Raw genomic sequence first — 25,667 nt, 5'->3', positions numbered from 1 at the left:
ATAATCGGCTAAATCACCATTATTAATTAGCAATAATTAATGGCACTGCAATTATTGCCACTGCAATTATTGCCACTGCTTTAACTTACTTTTCATCCATGCGCAAACATCCATGGAATACACAAGATTAAGATTTTTTGCAGTGAGTACCTGGTGAATTGGTCCTAATCCCTTAACCTTCCCCTTATGAAGGAGCAGTGCTTCCCTGCCATATGCCTTAGCAAGGCTCAAATCATGTACCACCGATATAACTGAACGTCCCGGAACCTTTAACCACTCCTGTATCAACTCAAAAGTCTGCTTTTGATACAAAAGATCTAAATGGTTGGTAGGCTCGTCCAACATAAGAATTTTAGGATTTTGAGCAAAAAGCTGGGCAAGAAAAACCCTCCTAAGCTCCCCTCCTGAAAGGGTTAAAACCGACTGGTTTAAAAGAGGTTCCAGCCCTGTCATTTTAACGGCTTTTAGAATGTGTTCCTCATCTTCTTTACCCGGATGTGAAAATATACCCGGCGCATAGCAATACCTTCCCAGCCTGATAACTTCCCCCACTGTAAAGGGGTAGCTGACAATATTGTTTTGGGCTAAAACACCAAATATTTTTGCCCTGTTGTGCGGTTTGTATTTTTTAATGTTTTTGCCTTCAAAGTATACATCCCCTGTATAGGATACTCCCTGTGAAATGGCATTTATTATGGTGCTTTTACCTGCACCGTTTGGCCCTACAATCATAAGCCATTGTCCTTCTTTCACAGAAAAACTGACATTGTTAACTATTGTAAGTTTTCCGTACCGCACCGTTAAATTTTTTACTTCAAGCATGCCCCTTCCTCCTTGAATTATAAAATATGTAGATGAATAGTATTGCACCAATAAAGGAGGTAACCACCCCGATGGGAAGTTCTAAAGGGCTTAGTATTTTACGTGCAACAAGGTCTGCAAGCATTAGAAAAGTTGCTCCCCCAAACAAAGAGGCAGGAAGAAGCTTTTTGTGGTTTGGTCCTGTAATCATGCGCACCATGTGAGGTACCACCAAACCCACAAACCCAATTGTCCCGCCAATGGACACACAAACACCTATAAGCCCTGAAACGGCAATCATAATTATTAATTTAACCCTCTTTACATTTACCCCTACATGACGTGCATTTTCTTCTCCAATGGCAAAGGCATTTAATTCTCTTGAATGCAAAATAATAGCCCCCCCAAATACCACTAAAGCTATTAAAAGTACCAGGCCATTTTCAAAACTGCTGCCTGACAGACTTCCCATCAGCCAAAAAGTGATTTCCTTAACCCTGTCTGACGCAAATGTGGTGATAAGAGAAAGCGCACTAGATACAAACATGGAATATATCACACCAATAAGGATAATGGTATGGGTTGACAGAGAGTAGTCCATCTTGTACGAAAGTGTAAGAATTATAATAAGGGATAATAAAGCAAATAGTATGGCCATTACCATGGTACCTGTGAAAGGAAAAGAAGGTATCCTTATGCCAAAGGCAATTGCAACTACCGCCCCCAGTGACGCACCGGAGGACACACCAAGGGTTGAACCGTCTGCCAGTGGATTTCTCAAAAGCCCCTGCATGGCTCCCCCGCAAATTGAAAGGGATGCACCGGTTAGTGCAACACAAATTACCCTGGGCAACCGGATATCCAAAATAATAGACGGCATTGCTATTGTATCCGGAATAGGAATGCCCCGGATTGAATTTAATATGATGGTTGCCGTGTCCCTTATGGGAATGCTGACGCTTCCCACAGAGACACAAAGGGCAAAAGTGAAAAACACCACCACTGTAAATATTATGTATTCATAAATGCGAAAGCCCTCTTTTTTAATGTTCACCTGACTCCTCCGATTCAGTTATACTTGTAACGAAATCATATAGCATTTTTGCCCCTTCAGCAAGGCGCGGTACCGGGCGGGAAAGCTCATCATTCTGAAGGTTCAGTATTGCCCTGTTTTTAACAGCAGTTATATTTTCCCATCCCTTACGACCGGCAATTTCCTCCTCAGGTGTAGGTCCTTCCCCAAAGTACATGGCAATGGTAACAATATAGTCCGGATTGCGCTCTAAAACCTGCTCTTCTGATATTTCCCCCCAGCCTTCCACATCGGCAAAACAATTTTCAAGACCTATTATTTCTGCAATTTCATTCATAAAAGTACCGCTTCCTGCAGTCCACAGCCCATACTCTAAAGGTGAAACTTCAAAATATACGGTTTTTCCTTTCATCTGTACTTTCTTTTGTGAAACTTCATCAAAGGTTTTTTTCATTGAGTTAATGACATTTTGTGCTTCCTCTTCCCTGTTCATAAGCTTCCCAATCATATCAACGGAAGAATACACACCCTCAATATCCGTTGCCTGGGATACCACAACTTTAATTCCTGCCCTCTCAAGTGCTGCAACTTGTTCCTTTGTCTGTCCCATGGTACCCATGAGCACCACCTGTGGTTTTAGAGATATTATTTCCTCTAAATTTGTGTTTTCCCCGGTGCGCACTTTTGGCAATTCCAAAACTTCCGGCGGATAGTCACAGTACTCCCCGCGGCCAACTAGTGCTTCCCCTGCACCAATGGCATATAGAATTTCACAATCAGAAGGAGTCATGGCAATAACTTTAGTTACCGGCTCTTCTAATGTAATTTCCCGTCCCATCATATCAGTTATTGTTACTGCGCTATCATGCAAGCTTTCCGGTATCTTTTCATCAGCTTCACATCCGGCAGCAAATACAATTGTAAAAATCACAATTAAAATAAGCAAAACCGGTTTTCTTTTCCACTTAATTTTACATTTCATTTTTAAATTCCCCTTTCTTTACTTTAGATGTATATATTCTTCTATTCCAATATTCCAAATGAATATATAAGTCTCAATGAATATATAAGGCATGATTAGTATTAGATGCCACTAATATAAAGCATAACTAAAATTGCTCCCTGAAGCAGGGAGCAACGTTAATTCATGCTAAATACAAAAATAGCAATAAATATAGCTTGCCCTCCCCCCAAGTGGCATAAATGTGTAAGCAGGTCTCCCGGCTTGGCTTCATCCTAATAGGGCGCCTTCCCGCCTGTAGCAGTGGCATTTTGCCCTTTCGTCAGCTTCACGGTTATTGGGATAGCCCGGAAATTTCATCCGAATTCCCTTGGTGCAACGACGCACCAGCACTTTCGTGCGAATACACACGCTATATATCCATTTGTGACTGGTTATATTCATTTGTAAATTATTACGCAATTTATATATTACATCAATAGTTTACTGTTTTCAAGACCTCTTATTTTTAACTTTTATTTTTAATCTCTTACTTTAAACTTTTATTTTTAAGTTCTTATTTTTAAGTTTTTTTAGCCTCCAATTTTTCTAAAAAGATTTACCCCCTTGAATTAAATGCAGAAATATTGTAGATACTATATAGAGGGAAGGTAAAATTTTTATAAATTTTAGAAGATTTTTTGTTAAAAATTAAATTTGTACTTACTTTTATCATTATACAATGGTATAATAATTAGCAATGCATAATAATAACATAAAGGAGAGAATAAAAGAAGGCGATATTATGAAAAAAAGACGTGAAAAGCGGTATTGGTCCATTATGCTGGTACCACATTCAACAAATGAAATTAAGGTATTTAAAATATCATCAGTAAAATACAAACTTCTCGCCCTTGGAACAATTATTGCTACAGCTATTATATGCACCGGACTTACCATTACGTCACTTGTAGAGGAAAATAAGCATCTTAGTGAAAAAATAGCTCTGGCTAATAAATTAACCGAAGAACAGGCTCTTTTAATAGAAGAAAATGAAAAGGAAATATCCAAATTAAAGGAAGAAAAAATTAAGCAGAGCAGAATGACTGAGGAATTTAAAACATTATATAAAGATTTAACCCATAAGTACATAGAAGAAAATATGAACGAGGTTGTTGCCACCAGGTCAACAGGACGAAATGACAGGGAATTTGTAGAAAGTGCCAGCAAACTTAAATCAATATTAGAGGAACTGGAAAAAATAAATCATTCTGATGCTGAAATAACAACTGATTTAGAAGATACTCAGGCAAAATTGACAGAGTATATGAATGTTGTTCCCACTTTATGGCCTACAGCCGGTAGCGTTACTTCAGGTTTTGGCTACAGAACGGATCCTATCAGTTTTACAAGGAGATTTCATTATGGAATTGATATATCCGCTCCTTACGGAAGGGAAATTAAAGCCTCTGCAAGCGGGAGGGTAATTCTCTCAGACTGGCACGGAAATTACGGTAAAACTGTAATAATTGATCATGGCAGGGGTATAACAACCCTCTATGCCCACTGTTCAAAACTTCTTGTCAGTGAAGGAAATACAGTTAATAAAGGGGATTTTATAGCTCTCGTTGGAAGCACCGGCAGAAGTACAGGAAATCACCTGCACTTTGAAGTAAGAGTTTATGATGAAGCAGTAGACCCTATGGAATATTTAGACCCTAGATAAAAAAGAAAAAAACGGATAAAAACCTAAAAGATTTTGTTTATATTTAACTTTATTTATTATTTATTATTATATTAAATTGGAGGTCTTAATGTGTTTAAAAAGGATGTAAAAGCCCCTGATAAATTCGATACCCTTGTAGGTAAAAACACAATTTTCCAAGGTAATATTGAAACTTCCGGTACAATTAGGATTGACGGAAAGGTACAGGGAGAAATAAAAGCTGATGGAGATGTGTATTTAGGAAAAAGTTCGGAAGTTACCGGCAATATATATGCAAATAATGTTTTTCTTTCCGGTAAAGTAGAGGGAAATATAGAAGCAAGGGGCTTGTTAAATGCTTCTTCCACTGCAGTACTCTATGGAGATATTTTAGTTCAGAATTTAATAAGTTCAGAGGGAAGTATATTTGAAGGTAGGTGTAAAATGCTAGAAAAACAAAACAGTGATTCCAAGGTTAAAAATACCAGAAAAAAATCCGAAAAAAAGTCTGACAGCACTGCATATTCTGATAAAAACTAGTTTTCAATGTTTTATTAGTTTTCAATATTTTCAAAATTTAAATAATACCAAGGCACATCCCCTACAATAACTGTTTCGGCTATTGGAATGCTTGTTGTAACTTCAGTAGTTTTGTTAATAAAGGGTACTGCTATACCCACTTTTGTCTTAACAAGAAAATATATCCGGTGTTTTGTCTGGTTAATACCTGCACTGGTAAATTCCGACCTAAAGTCGGTTTCCACACTTCCTTCAGGTATTACTTTAATATTTATCCTAGGTCCCCTGGCAGAAAAAACTGACTTACCTGTAAGCACCCCAATGGGTACCCCGATTTCCACATCCCCTAAAGCATCTAATTCCTCCTGGATGTTAAGGGTCACTTTTGAAAATGTCCTGTTTAGTTTTCCCACATCCACCTGTATAGACTTGATTTTTTCAAGATCATCTTTGTTTATTTTTACAATTTCCTCATAATTTATTTCTTCAGGGAAATTATCATTAACTGCTTTTGCCACAGAATTGTTTATTATTGCCTTTATCTTATAATCTGAAAATTCTAAAAAGCTTGGCTTTATCACATTTTCAAAATATAAAAAAAGCATAATAAGTACAATCAGCATAGTTAAGGGAAATATGTACACATACAATTTTTTCCTGTTTCTCCTGACATACCATAGTCTGCTGTAGAGATTGGTTTTGGCCCTTTTCATAAAAAAACCCCTCCTTACCAGTCATACTATGATAACAAAGGGGTATTTGGTGAAAAATATTTAAAACTATTTTATAAAACTATTTTATAGCTTGAAAGTCCATATACCTCTTTAATATAGTTTCAATCTGAATATAAATATCTTCTAAAAACATCTGGTATAATTCTTCATTTTCTATAAAATATCTACACTCTAAGGATTTATCTATAATACCGCATATCTTTTTTAATGTGTCTTTATCCTCTAAAACTTTAGTATTTCTTTCTTTTGCCAAAATGAGCTTTAAAAGAGGCGGAATTTTAAAATTTGAATTTTCTTCCTGGCTTTCTATGCCTAAAAGCGTACTTAAATCAATATCAAGTTCTTTTACTATTTTTAATAAAATTTCTAATTTAGGGTTTTTCTTATGCCCGTTTTCAATTTGTGAAAGATATCCCGGGGTTATTCCGATAATTTCAGCAAAATCTGCAAGGGAGTACTTTTTCTCTTCTCTTTTTGCCTTTATTAATTCGCCAACTCTAATTTCCATTCTAACACCCCTTCAGGCTTTTATTTTATTTCCTGCCTTTAATTAAGTTTAAACAATATTATGACTTTTTTCAACATTAAATAAAATACCTATATTCTTTTTGTAAAATATGACAGCCTTTTTTCTTCTCAACTATAATGCTTTGTGTTATAATTATAAAAAGCTAAATAAATAAAAGCTAAAGAATATCTAATAATTATTTTTATTAGTGTAAAAAATTATTAGTGTAAAATATTATGAATTTTATATGCATGAATTCTGTATAAAGGAGAGTAGTTCTATGAGTAGTAAAAATACAAAATATAGGAAAGGTAAAAACCAAAAGAAAAAAGTTGGCAAATTTGTTTTTAGATTTTCTCTTTCAGTCTTTAGAATGATAATAATAATTTGCCTTACCATTTCATTTGCACTTGCAGGACTTGCAGGGGGTGCAGTTTTTGCATACATTAAAACTGCAGAAAAATTAACACCTGACAAGTTAACATTAGAGGGTTTTACATCCTATGTCTATGACTGCAATGGTGAAATGGTAATCCCATTACAGGGCTCGAAAAACAGGGACATGGTAGACTTAAAAGACATCCCTGAAAATCTTAAAAACGCCTTTATTGCCATTGAGGACAGGCGTTTTTATGAGCATCCGGGTATAGACCTGAGAAGGATAGCAAGTGCTATAACATCCGGAGGTGCCCACGGGGGTAGTACAATTACCCAACAGGTTATAAAGAATATTACAAGAAGATATGAGCGTTCTGTAGAACGTAAAGTGCAGGAATGGTGGATAGCCCTGCATCTAGAACGCAATTTAAGTAAGGACCAGATACTGGAGCTATATTTAAATATAGTTTTCCTGGCACAAAACTGTTATGGGGTTCAGTCTGCAGCTAAAACATATTTTGATAAAGACGTAAGTGAGCTTACCCTTGCAGAATGTGCAATTTTAGCAGGTATTACTCAAAACCCTGCGTACTACGATCCGTTTACAACAAACGGCAGAGAAAATATCAAAAAACGCCAGGAAGTAATACTGGGGGTAATGAAAGAACTTGGGTACATAACTGAAGAAGAATATCAGCAGGCAAAAAACGAAAAACTCCAATATGCGGATTACAACAGACGTTCTGCTGACGTTGTTACAAATCAATCGTATTTTGTGGACCAAGTTGTTATTGATGTTATGAATGATCTGATGGATGCAGGATATACCCGTGACGAAGCTTATGATACCATTTATAACGGCGGGATAAAAATTTACACCACATTAGATCCAAAAATCCAACAGGCAATGGATGAAGTATTTCTTAATGAAGAATACTTTACAAAAGTAAATACCAAAACATCCATGCCACCGCAGGCCGCAATGGTTATTATAGACCCTACAAACGGTCATGTTAAAGCCTTATACGGAGGCGCAGGTGAAAAAATAGGTTCACCACTGAACAGGGCTTCAAGCTCCCAGGTCAAAAGACAGCCGGGTTCTACTTTCAAGCCTCTTGTTGTATACGGTCCTGCAATTAATGAAAGGAAAATAACTGCTGCAACAGTTATAGATGACGCACCGGTGTATCTTAACCCTAACAATAGAAATGAAAGGTACCCCAGAAACTACGACTGGAGTTATAGCGGTCTGACCACTGCCAGATATGCATTAACAAAATCATTTAATGTGGTTGCCGGAAGAATATGGGATGAATATCTTACCCCTGATATAGCCCTTGACTATTTAAAAAAATCAGGAATTGACAGGGCAGATGAAAGGTATTTATCGGTAGCCCTGGGGGGACCAAGGGAAGGTATAAACCCTCTCCAACTGGCAGCTGCATATATTCCATTTGCAAATAAGGGACTGTACTGTAAACCTATAACTTATACCAAGGTTTTAGACATGAACGGCAACGTATTGCTTGAAAACAAGCCTCAATACACCATAGTATACGATGAAGCTACAGCATACATTATAACTGACATATTAAAGGATGTAATGACCTCCGGTACAGGTACCGGCGCCAGATTTTCAGGCGGAATGCCACAAGCAGGTAAAACAGGTACTACAAGCAATAACTATGACAAGTGGTTTGTAGGATACACCCCATATTATGTTGCTGCCACATGGTACGGATATGACCAAAATACCAGTATACAATCTGCAGAACAGGGCAGGGCTAACTTAATCTGGCGTGATGTTATGGCAAAAGTCCATGAGGATTTAGAAATAAAACAATTTGAAGAACCTCCGGGAATTGTCAAGAAGACCATCTGTACAAAATCCGGAAAGCTTGCTTCTGAGTTGTGTTCTCAAGACCCCCGCGGTTCTACAATAAGAACTGAAATGTTCATAGCAGGAACTGAGCCTAAGGACGAATGTGATACACATGTTAAGGTAAAGGTCTGTGAAGCTCACACAGATGAATATGGAAGGCCGTACCTGGCATCACTTTACTGTCCGCCGTCTTCTACAAGTGAAAAGGTGTTTGTAAAACGCCGTGTTCCTATTACAAATCCGAATGATTTTGCAGCAGTGGGGGATAAAATATACGAATGTCCAACTGAGTACTGCCCGGAACACGACCTGTATGCACCTTATAACAGAAACAACTTCCAGTACGATGATGAGGATGGAAATGAAAATAATAATTGGGACAGCAATGAAGGATATTATGAATATTTAGAACAAGAAGATAGAAACAGCAGCTATTTTAGAGACAACTACAGTAATACAAATAACAGCAAGGATAACAACAGAGATGATAGAAACAACAGGGATAATACCAGGGATGATGGAAATAACAGCAGCGGTCATATGGATAACAGAAACAGCGGCAGGGATGATGAAAAAAAAGACAGAAAAAGACGGTAGTAAAAATAATAAAAATAACCTGATGTATTGGCATCAGGTTATTTTATTTGGTTCTTTTGAGCATAGTCTATAAATTTAAATCCTATATCTATATAATAATTTATTCTATATCTATAATTATATCTTATTAATATCTATTTTTTATATAAAGCCTCGAACTCTGATTTTATAATGTTGTAATTATAAATGGCAGTATATTTGTCATAGCATGCTTCCATATAAGCTTCTTTTGCATCTAATAATTGTTCCCTGCTTATCATACCTTTTTCAAACTTAAGTTCTTCTCCTTCAAGCTTTTTCTTCTGTATATCTTCCCACTGTATTGCCAGATTTACATTTTCTTCCGAAGTCTTCAATTCATTGTATTTATTCCTTACCTGTACCTCAATACTTGTCCTGACATTTTCCAAATTAAGCTGTGCAATCTCTAAAGCCAGCATATTGTCCCTGTATGTGGGGTGCTTTTCTTCAAAGATGTCTTTTGTAATTTCCATAATCATTTCCTGGGCTTCTAAGTCCTTTTTTACCTTAAAAAACTCAAGACTTTTTTCATAAGCTTCTTCAATTACAGTATCAATACTTAGAATCCCTTCTGCATTTTTCAAAACAATCATATCCACATCCATATTTATATCCTTCACCGGCTCAAAAACCAATTGGTCTTCCACCTTTATTGGGGAATTGTCCAAGTCAACATTTAAAAGTCCTTTAAATTCAAGCTCCAATATCTCCAAATTTTTTTTAGCTTTATCTAAATCAATGGTTTTAGAGCTCACTGCAAACCTTGCATTGTAAAGGTCATTATCAGTTATTTTTCCCTCATTGTATCTGGTTTCAGCCATTTTCAGTTTCTCTTCCAATATCTTTAGCTTCTCTTTCTCAAGCTCCACTTCTTTTTCTTGAATTAATATATCAAGAGCCTTTTTATAAACTTCCCTTTTTAAATTCTCTTCGTTTATATCCTTTTCTCTCTTTGTATATTCCAGATCTGCTTTTGCCCTAAAGGGATCAACTTTTTTCTGTATTTCATTGTTATATTTTTGAGTTCTGGTGGTTGAGGAGGACAAAAACTTTGCATCCTTTTCTGCTTCCTCCAATGCATTTTCTTTAGATTCTATCTGCAAATCATCAATTTTTGACTGTCTGCTGTTTTTTAAAGCCATATCCTGAAATTTTTCTATATTCAAAAACATTTCATTCCCAACTGCCCAAACGGTTGTAAGAGACAGTGCCAATGCTATTACCGGTATAATTACTTTAATTTTTTTATTCATACTTATCCCACTCACCTTTCCTGAAAAGCCGGTCCAAGACCTGCTGCTTCTTCCAACTTCATTATTTTTGTATTATAAGCGTACATAACCAAATCAATTCCATTTCTTAATTCTTCCAGACCAATTTCCACTTCATCCATAACCAGTTTTGCTATAAATCCTTGTTCAAACTGACCTTGCAATCTTTCATAATTTTTTAGCTGCATATTTAAAGTATCGTTAAGGCTTTGAAGGTTGTACCCTTCTTTTTTAACTTCTACATACGCACTTTTAATTTCACTTTCAATATCTATTTTTGCCTGTTCAAGTTGGATTTTTAAATTTTCAAGCTGCCTTAAAGCTTCATTATACTCTTTTCTCACTTTAGTATAAGTTTCATTTACCCTGTTTTTTTCATAAATTGAAATTTGCAGCTCCGCCATTTCAATCTGGCCTTCTAAAACTACTATCTCCAATCTGTTTTCTAAAGCCTTTTCAAGGTAATATTCAAGGGGCTGTATTTTAACATCCCTTTTTAACTCTTCAAATAAAAGCTCATCATACTCAGTGTCTATTGGAACACCTAAAAATGAATTGAAATTTCTTCTCATATTTTCAAAATCCCTTTGGGCATTTTCAAAATCCTTTTGTGTCTTTAAAAACCGGTACTGGGATTCTTCAAATTCTATATTTGAAATAAGCCCGTTTTCAAAACGTACTTTATTTGCATTATGTTTTTTGCTCTCTAAATTAAGCTTCTTTTTTAATATATCGCAATTTCTCCAGGTGCTGTAAAGACCCAGGTATAAATCCCTTAATGCCAAGATAAGAATGTTTTCTGTCAGTTCCTTTTCTTTCTGGGACATTTGCCAAGCAAACCTCTGTGCAAAGGGCATAAACTCCTTTTGCATTGTCAAAAGCATTTGAACATCGTCTGGATAGTAAAAGAAAAATTCCATCCCAAATACATTGACACTTCTGCCCTCTGTGTTGATTCCCCTTGAAATTTGAACTGTATTGCTGTAGCCGTAAAATGTTTTTCTTTCCTGCAGCTGTTTTTCTTTCAGGGTTCTATTGTTCTCAATTAAAATATCCTTTGCAATATCATATGATATAATGTTTTTTTCTTTTGATACAACGCTTTCTTCTTTGACTTTTATATGGTCTTTTTCAACTTCCGCATATGTAGGCATGAGCATTCCTAACAATAAAGCTAACAAGACAATAGGTATAAATTTTCTCAAACAGCGCCCCTCCTTTTGTGGTTTTTAAATCTAAGCCTGCTTTTTCCTTACAAAAAGTGTACCCACATTTTTTCCTTCTAAAATATCAGAAATAATACTTGGTTCTTCACCATTTGCTATAACTAAATTTATTCCATTTGAAACAGCCATCTTTGCCGCAGTTATTTTGGTAATCATTCCCCCTGTTCCCCTCCTGCTTCCTACTCCGCCTGCACAGCCTTCAATTTCAGGAGTTATCTCCTCAACTACAGATATTAACTCAGAACAGGAATTTTTTCTCGGGTCACAAGTGTATAGACCGTCAATATCAGACAATATTATAAGCAAATCCGCCTTTACAAGTTCAGCTACAATGGCAGATAAGGTATCATTATCCCCAAAAGCCCTGTTAATCCCATTTTCCAATTCATCTACTGCTACAGAGTCATTCTCGTTAACAATGGGAAGTATATCCTTTTCTATTAAAGTTTCAAGGGTGTTTATAACATTTTGCCTGCTTATCTCATTTGTTGTAACATCTTTGGTAAGTAATATCTGCCCTACAAGATGTCCATATTCTGAAAAAAACTTACCGTATACATGCATAAGTTCACATTGACCCACTGCAGCCACTGCCTGTTTTTCCCTAGTGGTTTGAGGCTTTGATTTAAGTTTTAATTTACTCATACCTATTCCTACAGCACCGGATGTAACTAATACAAGCTCTTTACCCTGGTTCATTAAATCTGATAACACTCTTGAAAGTTTATCTATTTTAGAAAAATTTATTTTGCCGTTTTCATAAGTTAATGTGGATGTGCCCACCTTCACCACTATCCTTTTAGCATCAACCAGCTCACGGCGAAAACTACAACCTTCCATAAACATGCTCTCCTCACATTATATATATTTTTGCCTGTGTTTTCTTTATATTATACGCCTAAATACGCTAAATTTCAAAGAAATTTATTTATATGAATCAATGTATTCTATAGCCTCAGAAACACTTTCAGTAACAAAATACAGCTTTCTGCACTCTTCTTTTGCAAAATCTTCATTAAAAATTTTGTCAAATTGCTTTAAAATACCGTCATAATAATTGTTTATATTTAAAATTACAATGGGCTTATTGTGATACCCCAGCTGCTTTAATGTTATAATTTCCAAAAGCTCCTCTAATGTGCCAAAGCCTCCCGGTAAAGCTATAAATGCATCTGATCTTTCATCCATCATTGCCTTTCTTTCCCTCATGCCGGAAGTTACAATAAACTCATCACATTTTTCATACACAATCCCGCTGACATTCAGCGCCTCCGGCACTATTCCCACTACCTTGCCGTTATTTTCGTGGACAGCCCTTGCCGTTTCCCCCATAAGCCCAACCATTCCTGCACCAAATAAAAGGGTATCCCCTCTTTTTGCTATCTGGCACCCCAGCTCATATGCAGCCTCAAAATAAACTTTGTCTATTGTACAACTTGAAGAACTATATACGCATATAACTTTGTTCATAACAATATCACCTGATATTTTTTTTATACCTTCTATAAAAATATTATCATATTATAATAAAGAATGCACTAGAACTAGATTTTTTTTAAAAAAATTAAAGCCTGAAACCCTTATATAGCTGGTTTACAGGCTTTTTTACCCATTTAAGTTTCAAAAATGGAATTATAGATGGATTTATAGTACTTTACTACATTTTATTATTGCGTTTTATTATATTCTTTGGGCAAATTTTTCTCCAAATAAAACACATTCTTTTAGGTCTTCTTCTGTCGGTTGGTATTTCACTTTAATGGGCTCTAAATCAACTTTCATACCTATAAGTTTTAAAGTTTCGGTAATTTGGTCCGGTGCTTCCCCACTCCAGCCATAACTTCCAAAACCTGCCGCCGGTTTGTTTTTAAATTTTAAATACTTCATTGAATCTAAAACCGACGATATGGAAGCTAAAAGACCGTTATTTACAGTGCAGCTTCCTAAAATAACTGCCTTTGCTTTAAACAGCTCGGTTATTAAGTCGCTTCTGTCGGTAACGGATGAATTAAATAATTTGTATCTTATTTTATTGTTGCTAAGACCTTCTGCTATTGACAGGGCCATGTTTTTGGTAGCATCATACATCGTGTCATATATAATTACGACATAGTCCTCATTATAATCAATTTGAGACCATTCATAGTATTTATCAACAATCTGCATAGGATTGTCCCGCCATATTACCCCATGGCTTGGTGCAATAATATCTATATCAAGATTCAACCCTTTAATCTCTTCTATTTTCTTCTTTACAAGGGGTTTAAAAGGATTTAAAATATTTGCAAAATATTTAATTGCCTCCTGGTACAGTTCACACTGGTCAACCTGGTCGTTAAAAAGGGACGGTGGTGAATAGTGCTGTCCAAAAGCATCATTGGACAAAACTACATTTGCACCTTTAACATAAGTCAGCAAACTGTCCGGCCAGTGCAGCATAGTCATTTCAACAAATACAAGCTGGTTTTTTCCTATGTCTATTGTGTCCCCGGTTTTTACCACATTTATATTCCAGTCTTTGTGAAAATGCCCTCTAATGCTTTGCTCTCCCTGCTTAGAACAATATATAGGTGTATCCGGTATTCTTTCCATGAGATATGCCAGGCTTCCTGCATGGTCTGGCTCACAGTGGTTAATTATAATCATATCTATGTTTTTTAGACCCACTTCTTTTTCTAGTTTTTCTACAAATTCTTCCTTGTAGGGATCCCATACCGTATCTACCAAAACGGTCTTTTCATCTTTAATTATATAAGAATTGTAAGTAGAACCCCTGTGAGTTGAAAATTCATGACCATGAAATTGTCTAAGTTCCCAGTCTTTTATACCTACCCAATATACATTGTCCTTAACCTGTATCATATATAAATCTCCTTTCTGTTCAAAATAAGTTATAGTATATATTCCCCTTATACATTAATAATAAACTTATTTTTGTTGTATATCTGTTTCTCTTATTCCACATATTTTTCAATAATCCTTTTATATTCATAAAAAAATAATGCACTTTCCTGGTAAGCAAAAAACTCTATAGCCCGGCATTTCCGGTAACTATAGAGTTTTACTTGTTTTTACCGTTAAGTTAAGAAACTTTTTTATACTTTTTAAGTTTTTTAAAATTTAACTATTGGATTTTTTCATTTAGTTCTTTTTCGTAAGCAGCTTTATAAGTATCTCTCATTTCTTCTCTATGTTTTTCATCCTGTATTTCTATGGTAGAAGTAGGTGCTGAAGCATAATGTGCTGCTCCTTTCTCACTATATTTTGTACAAAACATATATGTCTTTCCTTCTTCCAGCAGCTTGTCGCCATCATGTAAAAATAATGTTCTTCCATCATATCCGCCTTCTTTAACTATTTTCACAACACCGTTTAATTCTCCCTTGATATTTTCATCCACTTTAACCTGATAAATGGTACATGGGATACCAGTACCCTCATGTTTTTTATTTCCGTCAACGCTCTCAACCGTTCCAATAAATACATTTTCTGAGTCCTCTACCATCACTTCATGGTCATAGATGTCTATTGCCCAAGATGCCATAAGTGGAGCATTTTCGGGCTGGGAATAATATATTCCGGCATATATCCCTATTCCTAAAACAATAACAATGAGTAGTGATATAATAATCTTTTTCATATTAATTTTTTTCATACTTTCACCCCCCCTCATCATCTACATTGTATACCATCACAATATTACTTTATATTGGCATATAATTTGCTATTTATATTATACCATATTGCAGAAAAAAACAACTAGAAATAACATAAATATTATGTATTTACCAACTAATCCATTAACCTGACAATTATGCAATTCTAAAAATAAATACTAATATATTTTTAGAATACCTTTTTCCAGGCACATAATTAAGTCAAACTTACGCCTTACACCGTTAAAATCAATTTCTACAATAACCTTGTCTTTATTTTCCTCCAAAATTGCTGCAATTACCCCTTTTCCAAAGTGCTTATGATTTACAATCATCCCTTCTGCAATGTCATTTAAAGTCTTCACTCTCATACATTCCAATACTTCATCTATAAAAATTGTCCTTTCTTCCTTAAATCCATTCCTGAAATTTGGATATATTAAATACAGATACTCCTTTGCCCTTGTAATTCCAACATAAAACAGCCTTCTTTCCTCTTCAAGAAGCTCTGCTTTATTTTCCTCTCTTGCAAGGTCAATAGCACTTTCACCCGGCAGCTCGGTGTTTAGCATATCCAGCATCATAACGCAGTCATACTCCAATCCTTTGCTTGAGTGTATAGTGGATATGGTCACTCTGGATTCCGATGACGGATTTTCTAAAAGTTCCTTTACTTCCTCAATCCTTTCCAAATAATCAGTAATTTTTTTGCATTTTAAAGCCATTACTTTCAAAACCCCAAAAAGGCTGTATATATAATCATAAAAAAGACCTGTTCCGTCACAGTATTCTTTTACATAGCCAAAATAGTTAAAGTTTTTTTCAATGTAGTTTAAAGCATCAAAAGGCTTTTTCTTAGACAGCTTTTTAAACTCACTTTTGACATTTAAAAGGGTCATTTTTCTGTATGTCTCTAAATCACTATCCTTTAAAATCCCGTCTATAACTGAATTTTTATAACCAGCCTTCAGAGCATATTCTAACATTGCTTTTGAAATATACCTGTTCATTTTGTAGTATATTCTTGAAAAAGAATCTATGTCTGTTTGATCCAGTGAAAATTTTAAAAAAGCTAAAATATCCTGTACAGCCCAGTGGTTAAAGAAAAACAATTTGTTTTGCTTTACATTAAAAGCTATTCCGTTTCTGTCAAGGGCTTCTGCCAGCGGAATAGAAGAAATATTATTTCTGTAAAGAAGGGCAATGGTAGAATCTCTTTTTTTACTCAAATGTTCATTTACCTTGTCCACAATAAAATTATACTGGGCAGTCTGATCCCTTGCCTCTATAATAAAAGGGTCATACTTATATTCATTACAAGTACTGTGTTTTTTCTCATACCTTCTGGTATTGTTTTTTATAAAATTACTGCTTACATGTACTATATTAGCTGTAGAACGGTAGTTGTTGTTAAGATAATAGAAGGAACATCCGCCAAACTGCTTTTCCACATTAAGTATATATTCCGGTTCTGCCCCCCTGAACCCATATATGGACTGGTCATCATCTGCAACTATAAAAATATTCTTTTCCTTAAAACCCGCCAAATCCCCAGGACCTGTTAAAAGCTTCAAAATTTCAAACTGAATCTTTGAAAGGTCCTGTCCTTCATCTACTTGAATAAAAGTATACCTTCCGGTATACTTTTTTAAAATACTAGGGAACTTTTTTAAAATGACATAGGCAAATGTAAGCATGTCGTCAAAATCCATCAGTAAATTTGCCTTCTTATATTCTTCGTAACTATTATATATACGGGAAAAATTCTTAATATTTGTTTCAAATTCTTGAATATTTTTTATCATTTTATTTTTTATAATGCCAATGTCATTTATGAGATTTTCAAGTTGGTCGTCATTTATCCGACTGCCGTTTATATTTTCATATATTTCTTTTAAAATCAGCCTTTTATTATTTTTTGACTCCTCATTGCCTTCAATTCTGGACAAATACTTTCCCTGCATCTTTTCATAATCTTTTACCACTAAATTGCAAAAGCTATGAAAAGTTGAAAAATGAACTTTTTTGCCTGAAATTAAATCACTGAATACTCTATTAAACCTTTTTTCCATTTCGATTTTTGCAGCCCTGTTAAATGTCAAGGTGAGAATGTTTTCCGGCTTTATTTTAAGCTCTAGTATAAGATAAGCAGTCCTTGAAACAATTACAGTGGTTTTTCCAGATCCCGGACCAGCCAACACTAGGGCTGGTCCTCTGGTATGTGTTACTGCTTCTTTTTGTTGATTGTTAAGATTTATTTTGTAGTTTTTTTCTAATACCCCAAAAAAACCCACTAGACAATCACCTTTAACTTTTCACTTTATTAATGCATATTAATTTTATATGCACTTTACATATTTTGTTATACCATATTTTTACTGCATTTTATACGGCATTGTGAACAAATGATACTATAGCTGAAATAGGTATATCTGTTACAGAGCCTACTGTATAAACAGGTTTTGAATCCCAGCCGCCGGCTGAGGAAGCACCGCCTACACTTCCTGAGCCATAGCCATAACATGAGCTGTAGCCTCCGCCATAGCCTGAACCATACCCTGAGCCATAGCCTCCACCATATCCTACGTTAAATCCTGTACAAGAATTTCCTAGTGCGCAACCTGGAGGAGGTCCAATCCTTGTAATCAGCCTTACATAAACAGGATTAACTGATAGTACAACCCCTGTAAAGCCTGCACCTGACTGTCCCCCACTGCTTGTAAAAATTGTTACTGTTTCACCAATATAATTAGCCAGTAAAGATGCAAAATTTCCAGTATAAACTGTTCCGCCGCCGTCAATTCTCTTATTAGACATCTCCATCTCTCCTTTATTACTAATTTCAGAGAAATATACTCCTTTACTATAAATTATGTTAACTTTAAGAAAAGTGTTACTAATTTAGGAGAGATGGTATATAGACTATTTATCAAAAATAAAAGACTTAATTACTGCAAAATACTCCCTTACATGACAGCTAATTAAAACCCTGGTATTTGTTTTGGTTGGAAGTCTGTAAACTGTAAATCCTACCCTCTCTGCAATCATTTTACTCCTAAACATATGAAAATTATTTGTAACAACTATTATTTTATGAGCTTCTTCACCATTTATCTCATCCAGTATTTCCTTTGAGAATTTAAAATTTTCAAAGGTACTGGTTGCCTTATCTTCTTTAATAATCCTGGAAGCATCCACCCCGTTATTTATAAGGTATTTTTCCATAGCAAAAGCTTCCGTCACCGTTTCACCCGGACCTTGCCCACCGGTGACAATCACCTTTAAATCGGGATTTTTATTAAGGTACTCAATTCCTTTATCCAGCCTGTACTGTAAAGTAAGGGGAATATAATCCCCAATAAGGCCGGCGCCAAGTATAATCATGCAATCTGCTTCTTCAATATTATCATCTTCCTGGGCATAAAAAATAATCAGTCCTTGAATAAGGACAAATGAAAGTGCAAGTAACCCTGCTAGCAAAGCAAAAACTCTCCTGATTATTTTATTTTTAATGCTAAATATATGGGTTTTACCATTAATCCTTAAAATTGCAGTTATTATCAGGCAAATCCCTGCAATAAGGATTATAAATGCACCAAAATTAAAAACTGGATTTACCCATGTAAGAATAAAAAAATTTAGTACCCCCAAAACCCCAAGAAATAAAATAACTAAGTTTATCAATTTTTTTATATTCATTTTAAACTCCTTTTTATTTAATTTCTACATTTTATTTATTTTCTACATTTCCCGGGAAATTCCCCGTGTAATTTGTCGCATTAAAAGATTTTTTAAAACATAATTTGTCTTATACTAATTTTAAATTATTTTACTCTGATTTTAATTTATTTTATACTAATTTTTGATAAATTGCAATTTACCTCATTTATTTGTTGCTTTTTCTGCCGATGCTGCTTTTGAGAATTTTTTAAGCTTCTCATATACAAGATAGTTTATCGTTCCGGGAGGGTATTTCCCATTTTTGTTTTTGGTACCTGCTTTTTTCCCTGTCAGTATTTCAATTCCCTCATCTATAGTTTTTACAGCATATATATTAAATTTCCCCTCCTTGCAAGCTTCAATCACTTCATCATTTAAAACCAGGTTTTTTATATTTTGATAAGGTATTATTACACCGTGCTGACCATTTAGCCCTCTTAATTTGCAAAGCTCAAAAAACCCTTCTATCTTTTCCGTAACCCCGCCTATAGGCTGAATTTCACCCTTTTGGTTTACAGAACCCGTAACTGCAATACTTTGCTTTATAGGAACCTCTGCAAGGCTTGAAAGCACTGCATAAAGCTCTGCACTGGATGCACTGTCCCCGTCAACAGCGCCATACAGCTGTTCAAAACAAAGGCTGGCAGTTAATGAAAGGGGCATATCCTGGGCATACTTTTGACCAATGTAACCGCTTAGAATCATAATTCCCTTAGAGTGGGAAGTCCCACTCATTTCCACTTCTCTTTCAATATTCACTATTCCCCTCTCACCCATAAAGGTGTTTGCAGTAATTCTAGAAGGTTTGCCAAAGGAATAATCCCCGGTATCAATTATTGTAAGACCATTTATTTGCCCTATCACTTCCCCTTCGGTATCTATCATTATTGTGCCCTCTTTTATAAGTTCCAATAGCTTTTTGTCATATTTGTTGGATCTGTATATCTTTTCTTGTATAGCCTTTTTAACATGTTCGCCGGTAACCAGGGAACAGCCTTCTATTTCAGCCCAGGCAACAGATTCGCTTAGTATTTCCACAATTTCATTAAACCGTGTGGAAAGTTTGGTCTGGTCTTCTACAAGTCTAGAACTGTATTCAACAACTTTTGCAACACCCGTCCTGTCAAAATGCGGGACTTTTTCACGGTTGCAAAATGCCCCTATAAACTGGGCAAGTTTTCTCATATTTACACTGTTTCTATCCATTTCTGCATCAAAGTCCACCTTAACCTTAAAGAGTTTTCTAAACTCCTCATCGTATTCGTAGAGCATTTGGTAAATGTATTCACTTCCAACTAAAATAACTTTTACATCTACAGGTATGGGTTCTGGCTTTAGTGTTGAAACAGCAATAAGCCCCATCTGCTCTTTCATGTTCTCAATGGCTATTTCCCCTGTCCTCAACACCCGCTTTAGCGCTTCCCAGGACTGGATATTGTTAAGGACATCCTTTGCCTGAAGTATTAGGTAGCCGCCATTTGCCTGGTGAAACAGCCCGCTCTTTATCATTGTAAAATCTGTTATCATAGTTCCAAACTCATTTTCATGCTCTACTTTTCCAAGGATATTATAATAGGTGGGATTATAATCAGTAACCACAGGGGCACCTTCAAGTTCACTGTTATCAACTAAAAGATTTACTTTGTACTTGTCAGTATGGGACTCATCAGAGGTTTTAAGCCATGGAAGAAGCAGCTGCTGTTCTTCTGTAAGTTCTTCATCTCTAAATTTATCAAGATTTTTTAATATATCTTCCTGTACCTTTTCAAGATAGTCTAAAACTTTTTTGTAATCCCTATACTTTTCTTTTAAATCATTTATCTGTATTCCAACTGCAAACAATGCTATTTTGTTTTCCCATTCTGAAACCCTTTCTTCTGCTTCTTTTTCTATATTTTTAATTTGCCTTATTATCTCCAACGTTTCCATCTGTATCATGTTTGACTTTTCATTTATTTCATGCTTTACTTCTTCATCTAAATTGGCATACTCTTCTTCTGTTATGGTTTTTCCCTCAATAACCGGCAGAAAATACATCCCTGCATTGGTGGTCTTTACTTTAAAACCTTGCCTTTCAGCATCTTTATTGAGTTTCTCCATTAATTCTGCCTTTTTAGCCTGGTATTCTTTTGCTATAGCGGCCTTTTCCCTTTCATAGTCTTCACTGTCAAAGGCCTTAGCTATCTCAATTTTAAGCACCTTTACAAACTCTTCCATATCCTTTTGAAATACTTTGCCAAGCCCTGCAGGGAGGTTAATAGCTTTAGGACGGTTGGAATCGTCGAAATTGTATACATAACACCAGTCATCAGGAGTTTTTGATTTCTTTGCCATTTTCTTTGCAATATTTTGGGCATAACTTGTTTTTCCGGTTCCGGTCATGCCGCACATGAAAATGTTATACCCTTTGCTTTTTATATTAAGCCCGAATTCCATGGCCTTTACTGCCCGTTCCTGACCAATTATATCATCTGAAAAAGTTAACTTAGAAGTATCTTCAAACTTAAAAAAGTCCGGTTTACACTCTTTCTTCAGCTTATTGTAGGATACTTTCTTTGTCCGTGACATACAAATTCCCCCTTTAAACCAGTTGGTATAAGGATTGGTTGCTTGAGATTGGAAAAATAAAATGCATAGATGATAAATTCAATTAATGAGTATATATTCTACTAGAATTTATAAAACCCTTTTTTATTAGACAACAAATTCATACAAGATAGTGGTCTTTTTTAAATAACTACACTGTATTTTCCTATATGTTTTCTTTCCACATAATAATGGCATCTTCCCCATTATCAGAGTAATATCCCTTTCGTATCCCTTTTATTTCAAAACCATATTTAAAATATAATTTTTGGGCGGCAATATTACTCTTTCTAACTTCTAAGGTCATCTTCTTAATGTTTTCTTCCCTTGCAATATTTATAAGATGGTAAACCAACTTCCCGCCGATACCTTTTTTTCTGTACTCAGGATGAACTGCTATATTTGTAATATGTCCCTCATCAAATATTTTCCACATTCCTGCATATGCTATTGCCCTGTCCCCTGTTTTTGCACAAATGTATCTGGTAAGGCTTTTATTTGACAATTCCCGTATAAAGGATTCTTTTGACCAGGGAACGGGAAAACATAAATTTTCAACAACCAATATATCATCAACATCTTCAATTTTCATGTAAGAAATGCTAACACATTCTGTACTCATAATTTTATACCCTTTTTAGGAATTTTTGTCAGCCGACATCTTATTTTCGTACATTCTCTCTGCCTGGGACTTTCTAAGATAAAAAGGCGTAAGCTCAAAGGAAGACTCTGTTTTCCCTTCTTTTGCCTTCATATAGGCAATTTCAGCAATAGAAGATGCCCTTTGAAGTCTCATGCTTCCCGGGGCAAATTCACAGCTGTCTTTTAGCCTGTTTTTGAAAAAATCCCTGTGGTTTTCAACCCCGTCTCCTAGAAAAATCACTTTTTTGTTTTTTTCTTCAATAATGTCAGCCAATTCATCAACAGGAAGTGCCAAATAATCACTTATTCTATTAAGTTTTCCGTCCTTTCTTTCATATAGTGCAGTGTATACTTGATTATTTCTCGCATCCATTATAGGGCAAATAATAAAATCTTCAATTAAAATATTATATGCTAAAGCATCCAATGTTGGTACACCTACAACGGGCTTAGAAGTTGCATAAGCCATAGCCTTTATTGTGGTAACACCAATTCTGAGGCCGGTGAAAGAACCCGGTCCTGTGGATACTGCAAAAATATCTATATCCGAAGGTTTTAATTCCAGTTCCTCTAAAATCCTTTCCACCATAGGCATCAGCCTTTGGGAATGAGTCTTTTTGTGGTTTACAATATATTCTCCTAAAAGTCTTTCATCCTCCATCACTGATACAGCTGCAACAAGAGATGAAGTATCTATAGCAAGTATTTTCATTTTATTTATCCCCCACTACCAATCTGCTTTTATAGTCACGGTATTTACTGCCGTTAAATACAATTTCTATAATCCTTGCATCAATTCCTAAATCAAGATTTTTTTTAATGGTAACCTGTATAACTTCCTCAGGAAGTATATCTTTTATTATGTCAGCCCATTCTATTACAACAATTCCTTCGCCATACAAATACTCTTCAAAACCAATTTCAAACATCTCCTCTGAATCAGAAATCCTGTAAACATCAAAATGATAAAAAGGCACCCTGCCACTGTATTCATTGACAATGGTAAATGTAGGGCTTGTTATATGCTCTTTAATTCCAAGGGATTTTGCAATGCCGTTTGTAAAGACAGTCTTCCCTGTCCCCAAATCCCCGTTAATACATACAATGTCTCCTGTATTTAAAAGCCTTCCTAAAGCTTTTCCAATTTCAATTGTCTCTTCCTGTGAAAATGTTTTAAATTCCTTCATCATCTTTTCTTTCATAAACTACCTTTCCGTCAATAATTGTAGTTATCACTTTAGATTTGTATTCAAAAGGATGCCCGTCAAATATAATTATATCCCCGTCTTTTCCGGCCTCAATGCTTCCAACCCTGTCTTCAATGCCACTTAAAAGTGCTGCATTAATTGTTATGGCTTTTAGTGCTTCTTCTTCATCCATCCCTTCCCTTACTGCCATTGCAGCACATACAGTCAAGTACTGTATAGGTGTACATGGATGGTCCGTCATTATAGCTACTTTAACGCCGGCCTTAGACAAAATCCCGGGAGTCTTTGCAGTTAAATTTTTTAGCTCCACCTTAGACCTGTCGGAAATAAAGGGACCTATTATAACCCCCACACCTTCTTCACACAGTATGTCCTTTATTAAGTGTCCTTCTGTACAATGTTCTATTGTTAACGCTACATTAAATTCTTTGGCAATCCTTATTGCAGTTAAAATATCGTCTGCCCTATGGGCATGGGCTTTAAAAGGTATTTCCCCATCCAGCACCTTAAGCAACGCTTCAAGCTTCATATCATAATCAGGCTTATCATTGTTTGCCTTGTCATCATTGTATTTTTGAAGGGCTTCCCTATACTCTTTTGCCAAAATTAAATTTTCCCTAAGCAGTGCCGCAGTAGCCATACGGGTTGACGGAGTTTGTTTTTTTTCTCCGTATACAATTTTGGGATTTTCCCCAAAAGCTACTTTTACAGCAACGGGATTTTTTATAATCATTTCTTCTATCCGTCTGCCATATGTCTTTAGTGCTGCAAATTGACCGCCTATTACATTTGCACTGCCGGGACCTGTAACAACTGTGGTAACACCGTTTTCCCTGGCCTCAACAAAAGATCTATCCATATGGAATATACCATCTATAGCTCTTAAATGAGGGGTTATAGGATCTGTCATTTCATTTGTGTCATCCCCTTCAAAACCTATAGAGTCTTCACACATTCCCACATGACAGTGAGCATCAATAAATCCAGGAAGTACATATTTCCCTTCTGCATCGATAACAGTTATGTCACTGCCTTTTAATTCATTTTCCTTTAATTCTTTTATATCCCCTGCCTTTATTATTTTTTTCCCATCTATTAAAATATATCCTTTTTCATAGTTTTCTCCTGCCATTGTAAGTATTTTGCCATTTTTTATAAGTAACATGATCCCCTCCACAAATATTATTAAATATCTATACCATTTTATTATATTACAATTTTAAATACAATGGGAAGTTGGATTTAACGGTATCATTATATGACTGCAAGACACAAGGCTTATATCCTTCTTTTGAATATCATAGGATATTATTAAGGATTTAGAATGTTATTAATCAACTTTGTATTGCAAAGTCTCGGGATCAAATACGTACCTTGCCTGAACCCAAGTATCTTCAACTCTTGAGATAATAATTACTATTCCATCATCATCCATTCCGCTGTAACGGATAATATATTTTCCATCATCAATTTTATTACTATTCACACCGTTTATATCTCTGACAATCTCCATACATCTGGCTATATTACTATATTGATCCAGCCTTATAAACCCCATATATACTGTTTTATCATCATAAATAAAATCTACTGAAACAGAGTATCTATTATGTCCAAGTTTTATTTTTATGCTTTTTATTTCTCCATCCGCATCATTAAATAAAGCCCCGTCTAAATCATTAATTATAGCTGTACCCTTTTCATCAAAAGCCACTTTAAAAGTACCTTCAAATGTTCTACTAATTCTGGACATCATCCAAATATAAACTTGGGGTTCATTTTGTTCATTTAATGTTATTTCCATACGCCCCTTTTTATCATCATCAGTATCTTCTATCACACTTCCTTCCACATCTTCTATAACCTCAGTGTTGTTTTGGCTTATCCATTCTCCTAAATAATTTCCTATATATTCAATCTTATTTACTTCTACATTATGGGAGGGTTCAGGTATCGGAGTCTCTACACTGTGAATATAAGGTTCAGATGTCGGAGTCTCCGCAGTTTTCATTGTGTTTTCAGACCCTGGACTTGGTATTATGTCTTTTATGTCCGTCGTTGAAGTCACTTTAACCTCATTGTCAGATTTTATTTTACAGCCTGGGATTAAAATTACTATGATTACCGTAAAAAATAATGTTTTAAATATTTTTGACATATAGACCCTCCTCTAATGTTTTTTATAAAATAGTAGTTAGCTTTAGAAATTCAAGGTTTAATACCTTGAATTTCTAAAACAT

At 35.3% G+C, this 25,667-nt stretch carries 23 protein-coding genes and 1 riboswitch; of the genes, 3 read left to right on the top strand and 20 right to left on the bottom strand.

All coding sequences use genetic code 11. From position 1 onward, the window contains the following. Window positions 1-66: 66 nt before the first annotated feature. Genes HVS_RS03265 through HVS_RS03255 form a run of 3 tightly spaced genes read right to left on the bottom strand, consistent with a single transcriptional unit; the run spans window position 67 to window position 2,816 of the window. Window positions 67-822, bottom strand: coding sequence for an ABC transporter ATP-binding protein (locus HVS_RS03265; RefSeq protein ID WP_101299187.1), 756 nt, complete (start codon window positions 820-822; stop codon window positions 67-69). Continuing rightward, window positions 815-1,855, bottom strand: a complete 1,041-nt coding sequence (locus tag HVS_RS03260; RefSeq protein WP_202861491.1) for a FecCD family ABC transporter permease — start codon at window positions 1,853-1,855, stop codon at window positions 815-817. The genes HVS_RS03265 and HVS_RS03260 overlap by 8 nt, the downstream gene beginning before the upstream one ends. Continuing rightward, window positions 1,845-2,816 (bottom strand): ABC transporter substrate-binding protein, encoded by a 972-nt coding sequence (locus tag HVS_RS03255; protein WP_101299185.1) that lies wholly within the window; start codon window positions 2,814-2,816, stop codon window positions 1,845-1,847. Before HVS_RS03255 ends, HVS_RS03260 begins: the two co-directional genes overlap by 11 nt. Window positions 2,817-3,027: 211 nt before the next feature. Continuing rightward, window positions 3,028-3,207: riboswitch (cobalamin riboswitch) on the bottom strand. 372 nt (window positions 3,208-3,579) lie between these two features. Here HVS_RS03255 and HVS_RS03250 point away from each other — a divergent pair. Together HVS_RS03250 and HVS_RS03245 are read left to right on the top strand one after the other, a co-directional pair. Next, on the top strand, window positions 3,580-4,500 hold the full coding sequence (locus tag HVS_RS03250) for a M23 family metallopeptidase (RefSeq protein ID WP_101299183.1): 921 nt from the start codon (window positions 3,580-3,582) through the stop codon (window positions 4,498-4,500). 90 nt (window positions 4,501-4,590) lie between these two features. Continuing rightward, window positions 4,591-5,019, top strand: a complete 429-nt coding sequence (locus HVS_RS03245; RefSeq protein WP_101299181.1) for a bactofilin family protein — start codon at window positions 4,591-4,593, stop codon at window positions 5,017-5,019. Between the two features lie 14 nt (window positions 5,020-5,033). On the opposite strand, the gene yunB is transcribed toward HVS_RS03245, so the two are convergent. Beyond that, on the bottom strand, window positions 5,034-5,711 hold the full coding sequence (yunB, locus tag HVS_RS03240; RefSeq protein WP_101299179.1) for a sporulation protein YunB: 678 nt from the start codon (window positions 5,709-5,711) through the stop codon (window positions 5,034-5,036). Between the two features lie 79 nt (window positions 5,712-5,790). Further along, window positions 5,791-6,240, bottom strand: a complete 450-nt coding sequence (locus HVS_RS03235) for a helix-turn-helix domain-containing protein (RefSeq protein ID WP_101299177.1) — start codon at window positions 6,238-6,240, stop codon at window positions 5,791-5,793. A gap of 280 nt (window positions 6,241-6,520) precedes the next feature. Here HVS_RS03235 and HVS_RS03230 point away from each other — a divergent pair, with 280 nt between their 5' ends. Further along, a complete protein-coding gene (locus HVS_RS03230; RefSeq protein ID WP_101299175.1) occupies window positions 6,521-9,097 on the top strand; it encodes a transglycosylase domain-containing protein in 2,577 nt (858 codons plus the stop codon). A 134-nt stretch (window positions 9,098-9,231) separates the two neighbouring features. Here HVS_RS03230 and HVS_RS03225 read toward each other — a convergent pair whose 3' ends face one another. The 15 genes from HVS_RS03225 to HVS_RS03155 all read right to left on the bottom strand — a co-directional run bounded on the left by HVS_RS03225 (window position 9,232) and on the right by HVS_RS03155 (window position 25,585). Then, window positions 9,232-10,371, bottom strand: a complete 1,140-nt coding sequence (locus tag HVS_RS03225; protein ID WP_101299171.1) for a TolC family protein — start codon at window positions 10,369-10,371, stop codon at window positions 9,232-9,234. A gap of 11 nt (window positions 10,372-10,382) precedes the next feature. Next, window positions 10,383-11,594 carry a TolC family protein gene (locus HVS_RS03220; RefSeq protein ID WP_101299169.1) on the bottom strand — a complete coding sequence of 404 codons (1,212 nt, stop codon included), beginning with the start codon at window positions 11,592-11,594 and terminating at the stop codon, window positions 10,383-10,385. A gap of 30 nt (window positions 11,595-11,624) precedes the next feature. Continuing rightward, complete coding sequence (proB, locus tag HVS_RS03215; RefSeq protein ID WP_101299167.1) at window positions 11,625-12,455, bottom strand: glutamate 5-kinase; 831 nt, start codon at window positions 12,453-12,455, stop codon at window positions 11,625-11,627. 84 nt (window positions 12,456-12,539) lie between these two features. Continuing rightward, the gene (locus HVS_RS03210) at window positions 12,540-13,085 is read right to left on the bottom strand and encodes an LOG family protein (RefSeq protein WP_101299165.1); all 546 of its coding nucleotides are present in this window, start codon (window positions 13,083-13,085) and stop codon (window positions 12,540-12,542) included. A 210-nt stretch (window positions 13,086-13,295) separates the two neighbouring features. Next, window positions 13,296-14,477 (bottom strand): oxygen-binding di-iron domain-containing protein, encoded by a 1,182-nt coding sequence (locus HVS_RS03205; protein WP_101299163.1) that lies wholly within the window; start codon window positions 14,475-14,477, stop codon window positions 13,296-13,298. Between the two features lie 262 nt (window positions 14,478-14,739). Continuing rightward, window positions 14,740-15,270, bottom strand: a complete 531-nt coding sequence (locus HVS_RS03200) for a hypothetical protein (RefSeq protein ID WP_101299161.1) — start codon at window positions 15,268-15,270, stop codon at window positions 14,740-14,742. 180 nt (window positions 15,271-15,450) lie between these two features. Next, window positions 15,451-17,565 carry an ATP-dependent helicase gene (locus HVS_RS03195; protein ID WP_101299159.1) on the bottom strand — a complete coding sequence of 705 codons (2,115 nt, stop codon included), beginning with the start codon at window positions 17,563-17,565 and terminating at the stop codon, window positions 15,451-15,453. A gap of 91 nt (window positions 17,566-17,656) precedes the next feature. Then, on the bottom strand, window positions 17,657-18,088 hold the full coding sequence (locus tag HVS_RS03190) for a hypothetical protein (RefSeq protein ID WP_101299156.1): 432 nt from the start codon (window positions 18,086-18,088) through the stop codon (window positions 17,657-17,659). A 105-nt stretch (window positions 18,089-18,193) separates the two neighbouring features. Beyond that, window positions 18,194-18,970, bottom strand: coding sequence for a YdcF family protein (locus tag HVS_RS03185; protein ID WP_101299153.1), 777 nt, complete (start codon window positions 18,968-18,970; stop codon window positions 18,194-18,196). Between the two features lie 183 nt (window positions 18,971-19,153). Then, window positions 19,154-21,559: an ATP-binding protein gene (locus tag HVS_RS03180; RefSeq protein WP_101299150.1), complete on the bottom strand. Its 2,406-nt coding sequence runs from the start codon at window positions 21,557-21,559 to the stop codon at window positions 19,154-19,156. Between the two features lie 184 nt (window positions 21,560-21,743). After that, window positions 21,744-22,199, bottom strand: a complete 456-nt coding sequence (gene rimI / locus HVS_RS03175; protein ID WP_101299146.1) for a ribosomal protein S18-alanine N-acetyltransferase — start codon at window positions 22,197-22,199, stop codon at window positions 21,744-21,746. Between the two features lie 15 nt (window positions 22,200-22,214). Next, complete coding sequence (gene tsaB / locus HVS_RS03170; RefSeq protein ID WP_101299144.1) at window positions 22,215-22,931, bottom strand: tRNA (adenosine(37)-N6)-threonylcarbamoyltransferase complex dimerization subunit type 1 TsaB; 717 nt, start codon at window positions 22,929-22,931, stop codon at window positions 22,215-22,217. A gap of 1 nt (window position 22,932) precedes the next feature. After that, complete coding sequence (gene tsaE, locus HVS_RS03165; protein WP_101304045.1) at window positions 22,933-23,406, bottom strand: tRNA (adenosine(37)-N6)-threonylcarbamoyltransferase complex ATPase subunit type 1 TsaE; 474 nt, start codon at window positions 23,404-23,406, stop codon at window positions 22,933-22,935. Next, a complete protein-coding gene (locus HVS_RS03160) occupies window positions 23,393-24,592 on the bottom strand; it encodes an amidohydrolase (RefSeq protein ID WP_101299142.1) in 1,200 nt (399 codons plus the stop codon). The genes tsaE and HVS_RS03160 overlap by 14 nt, the downstream gene beginning before the upstream one ends. Before the next feature lie 165 nt (window positions 24,593-24,757). Continuing rightward, complete coding sequence (locus HVS_RS03155) at window positions 24,758-25,585, bottom strand: hypothetical protein (RefSeq protein ID WP_101299139.1); 828 nt, start codon at window positions 25,583-25,585, stop codon at window positions 24,758-24,760. Window positions 25,586-25,667 lie beyond the last annotated feature (82 nt).

This window comes from Acetivibrio saccincola (genome assembly GCF_002844395.1).
GTDB classification, from domain to species: Bacteria; Bacillota; Clostridia; order Acetivibrionales; family Acetivibrionaceae; genus Herbivorax; species Herbivorax saccincola.
Note: the sequence above shows the minus strand (reverse complement) of the source record. Positions and strands in the feature narration are given on the sequence as shown.

Coding starts and splice junctions, on each gene's coding strand:
- HVS_RS03265 (WP_101299187.1), bottom strand. CDS start 822: ATGCTTGAAGTAAAAAATTTAACGGTGCGGTACGGAAAACTTACAATA.
- HVS_RS03255 (WP_101299185.1), bottom strand. CDS start 2,816: ATGAAATGTAAAATTAAGTGGAAAAGAAAACCGGTTTTGCTTATTTTA.
- HVS_RS03250 (WP_101299183.1), top strand. CDS start 3,580: ATGAAAAAAAGACGTGAAAAGCGGTATTGGTCCATTATGCTGGTACCA.
- yunB (WP_101299179.1), bottom strand. CDS start 5,711: ATGAAAAGGGCCAAAACCAATCTCTACAGCAGACTATGGTATGTCAGG.
- HVS_RS03235 (WP_101299177.1), bottom strand. CDS start 6,240: ATGGAAATTAGAGTTGGCGAATTAATAAAGGCAAAAAGAGAAGAGAAA.
- HVS_RS03230 (WP_101299175.1), top strand. CDS start 6,521: ATGAGTAGTAAAAATACAAAATATAGGAAAGGTAAAAACCAAAAGAAA.
- HVS_RS03225 (WP_101299171.1), bottom strand. CDS start 10,371: ATGAATAAAAAAATTAAAGTAATTATACCGGTAATAGCATTGGCACTG.
- proB (WP_101299167.1), bottom strand. CDS start 12,455: ATGGAAGGTTGTAGTTTTCGCCGTGAGCTGGTTGATGCTAAAAGGATA.
- HVS_RS03210 (WP_101299165.1), bottom strand. CDS start 13,085: ATGAACAAAGTTATATGCGTATATAGTTCTTCAAGTTGTACAATAGAC.
- HVS_RS03205 (WP_101299163.1), bottom strand. CDS start 14,477: ATGATACAGGTTAAGGACAATGTATATTGGGTAGGTATAAAAGACTGG.
- HVS_RS03200 (WP_101299161.1), bottom strand. CDS start 15,270: ATGAAAAAAATTAATATGAAAAAGATTATTATATCACTACTCATTGTT.
- HVS_RS03190 (WP_101299156.1), bottom strand. CDS start 18,088: ATGTCTAATAAGAGAATTGACGGCGGCGGAACAGTTTATACTGGAAAT.
- HVS_RS03185 (WP_101299153.1), bottom strand. CDS start 18,970: ATGAATATAAAAAAATTGATAAACTTAGTTATTTTATTTCTTGGGGTT.
- HVS_RS03180 (WP_101299150.1), bottom strand. CDS start 21,559: ATGTCACGGACAAAGAAAGTATCCTACAATAAGCTGAAGAAAGAGTGT.
- rimI (WP_101299146.1), bottom strand. CDS start 22,199: ATGAGTACAGAATGTGTTAGCATTTCTTACATGAAAATTGAAGATGTT.
- tsaB (WP_101299144.1), bottom strand. CDS start 22,931: ATGAAAATACTTGCTATAGATACTTCATCTCTTGTTGCAGCTGTATCA.
- tsaE (WP_101304045.1), bottom strand. CDS start 23,406: ATGAAGGAATTTAAAACATTTTCACAGGAAGAGACAATTGAAATTGGA.
- HVS_RS03160 (WP_101299142.1), bottom strand. CDS start 24,592: ATGTTACTTATAAAAAATGGCAAAATACTTACAATGGCAGGAGAAAAC.
- HVS_RS03155 (WP_101299139.1), bottom strand. CDS start 25,585: ATGTCAAAAATATTTAAAACATTATTTTTTACGGTAATCATAGTAATT.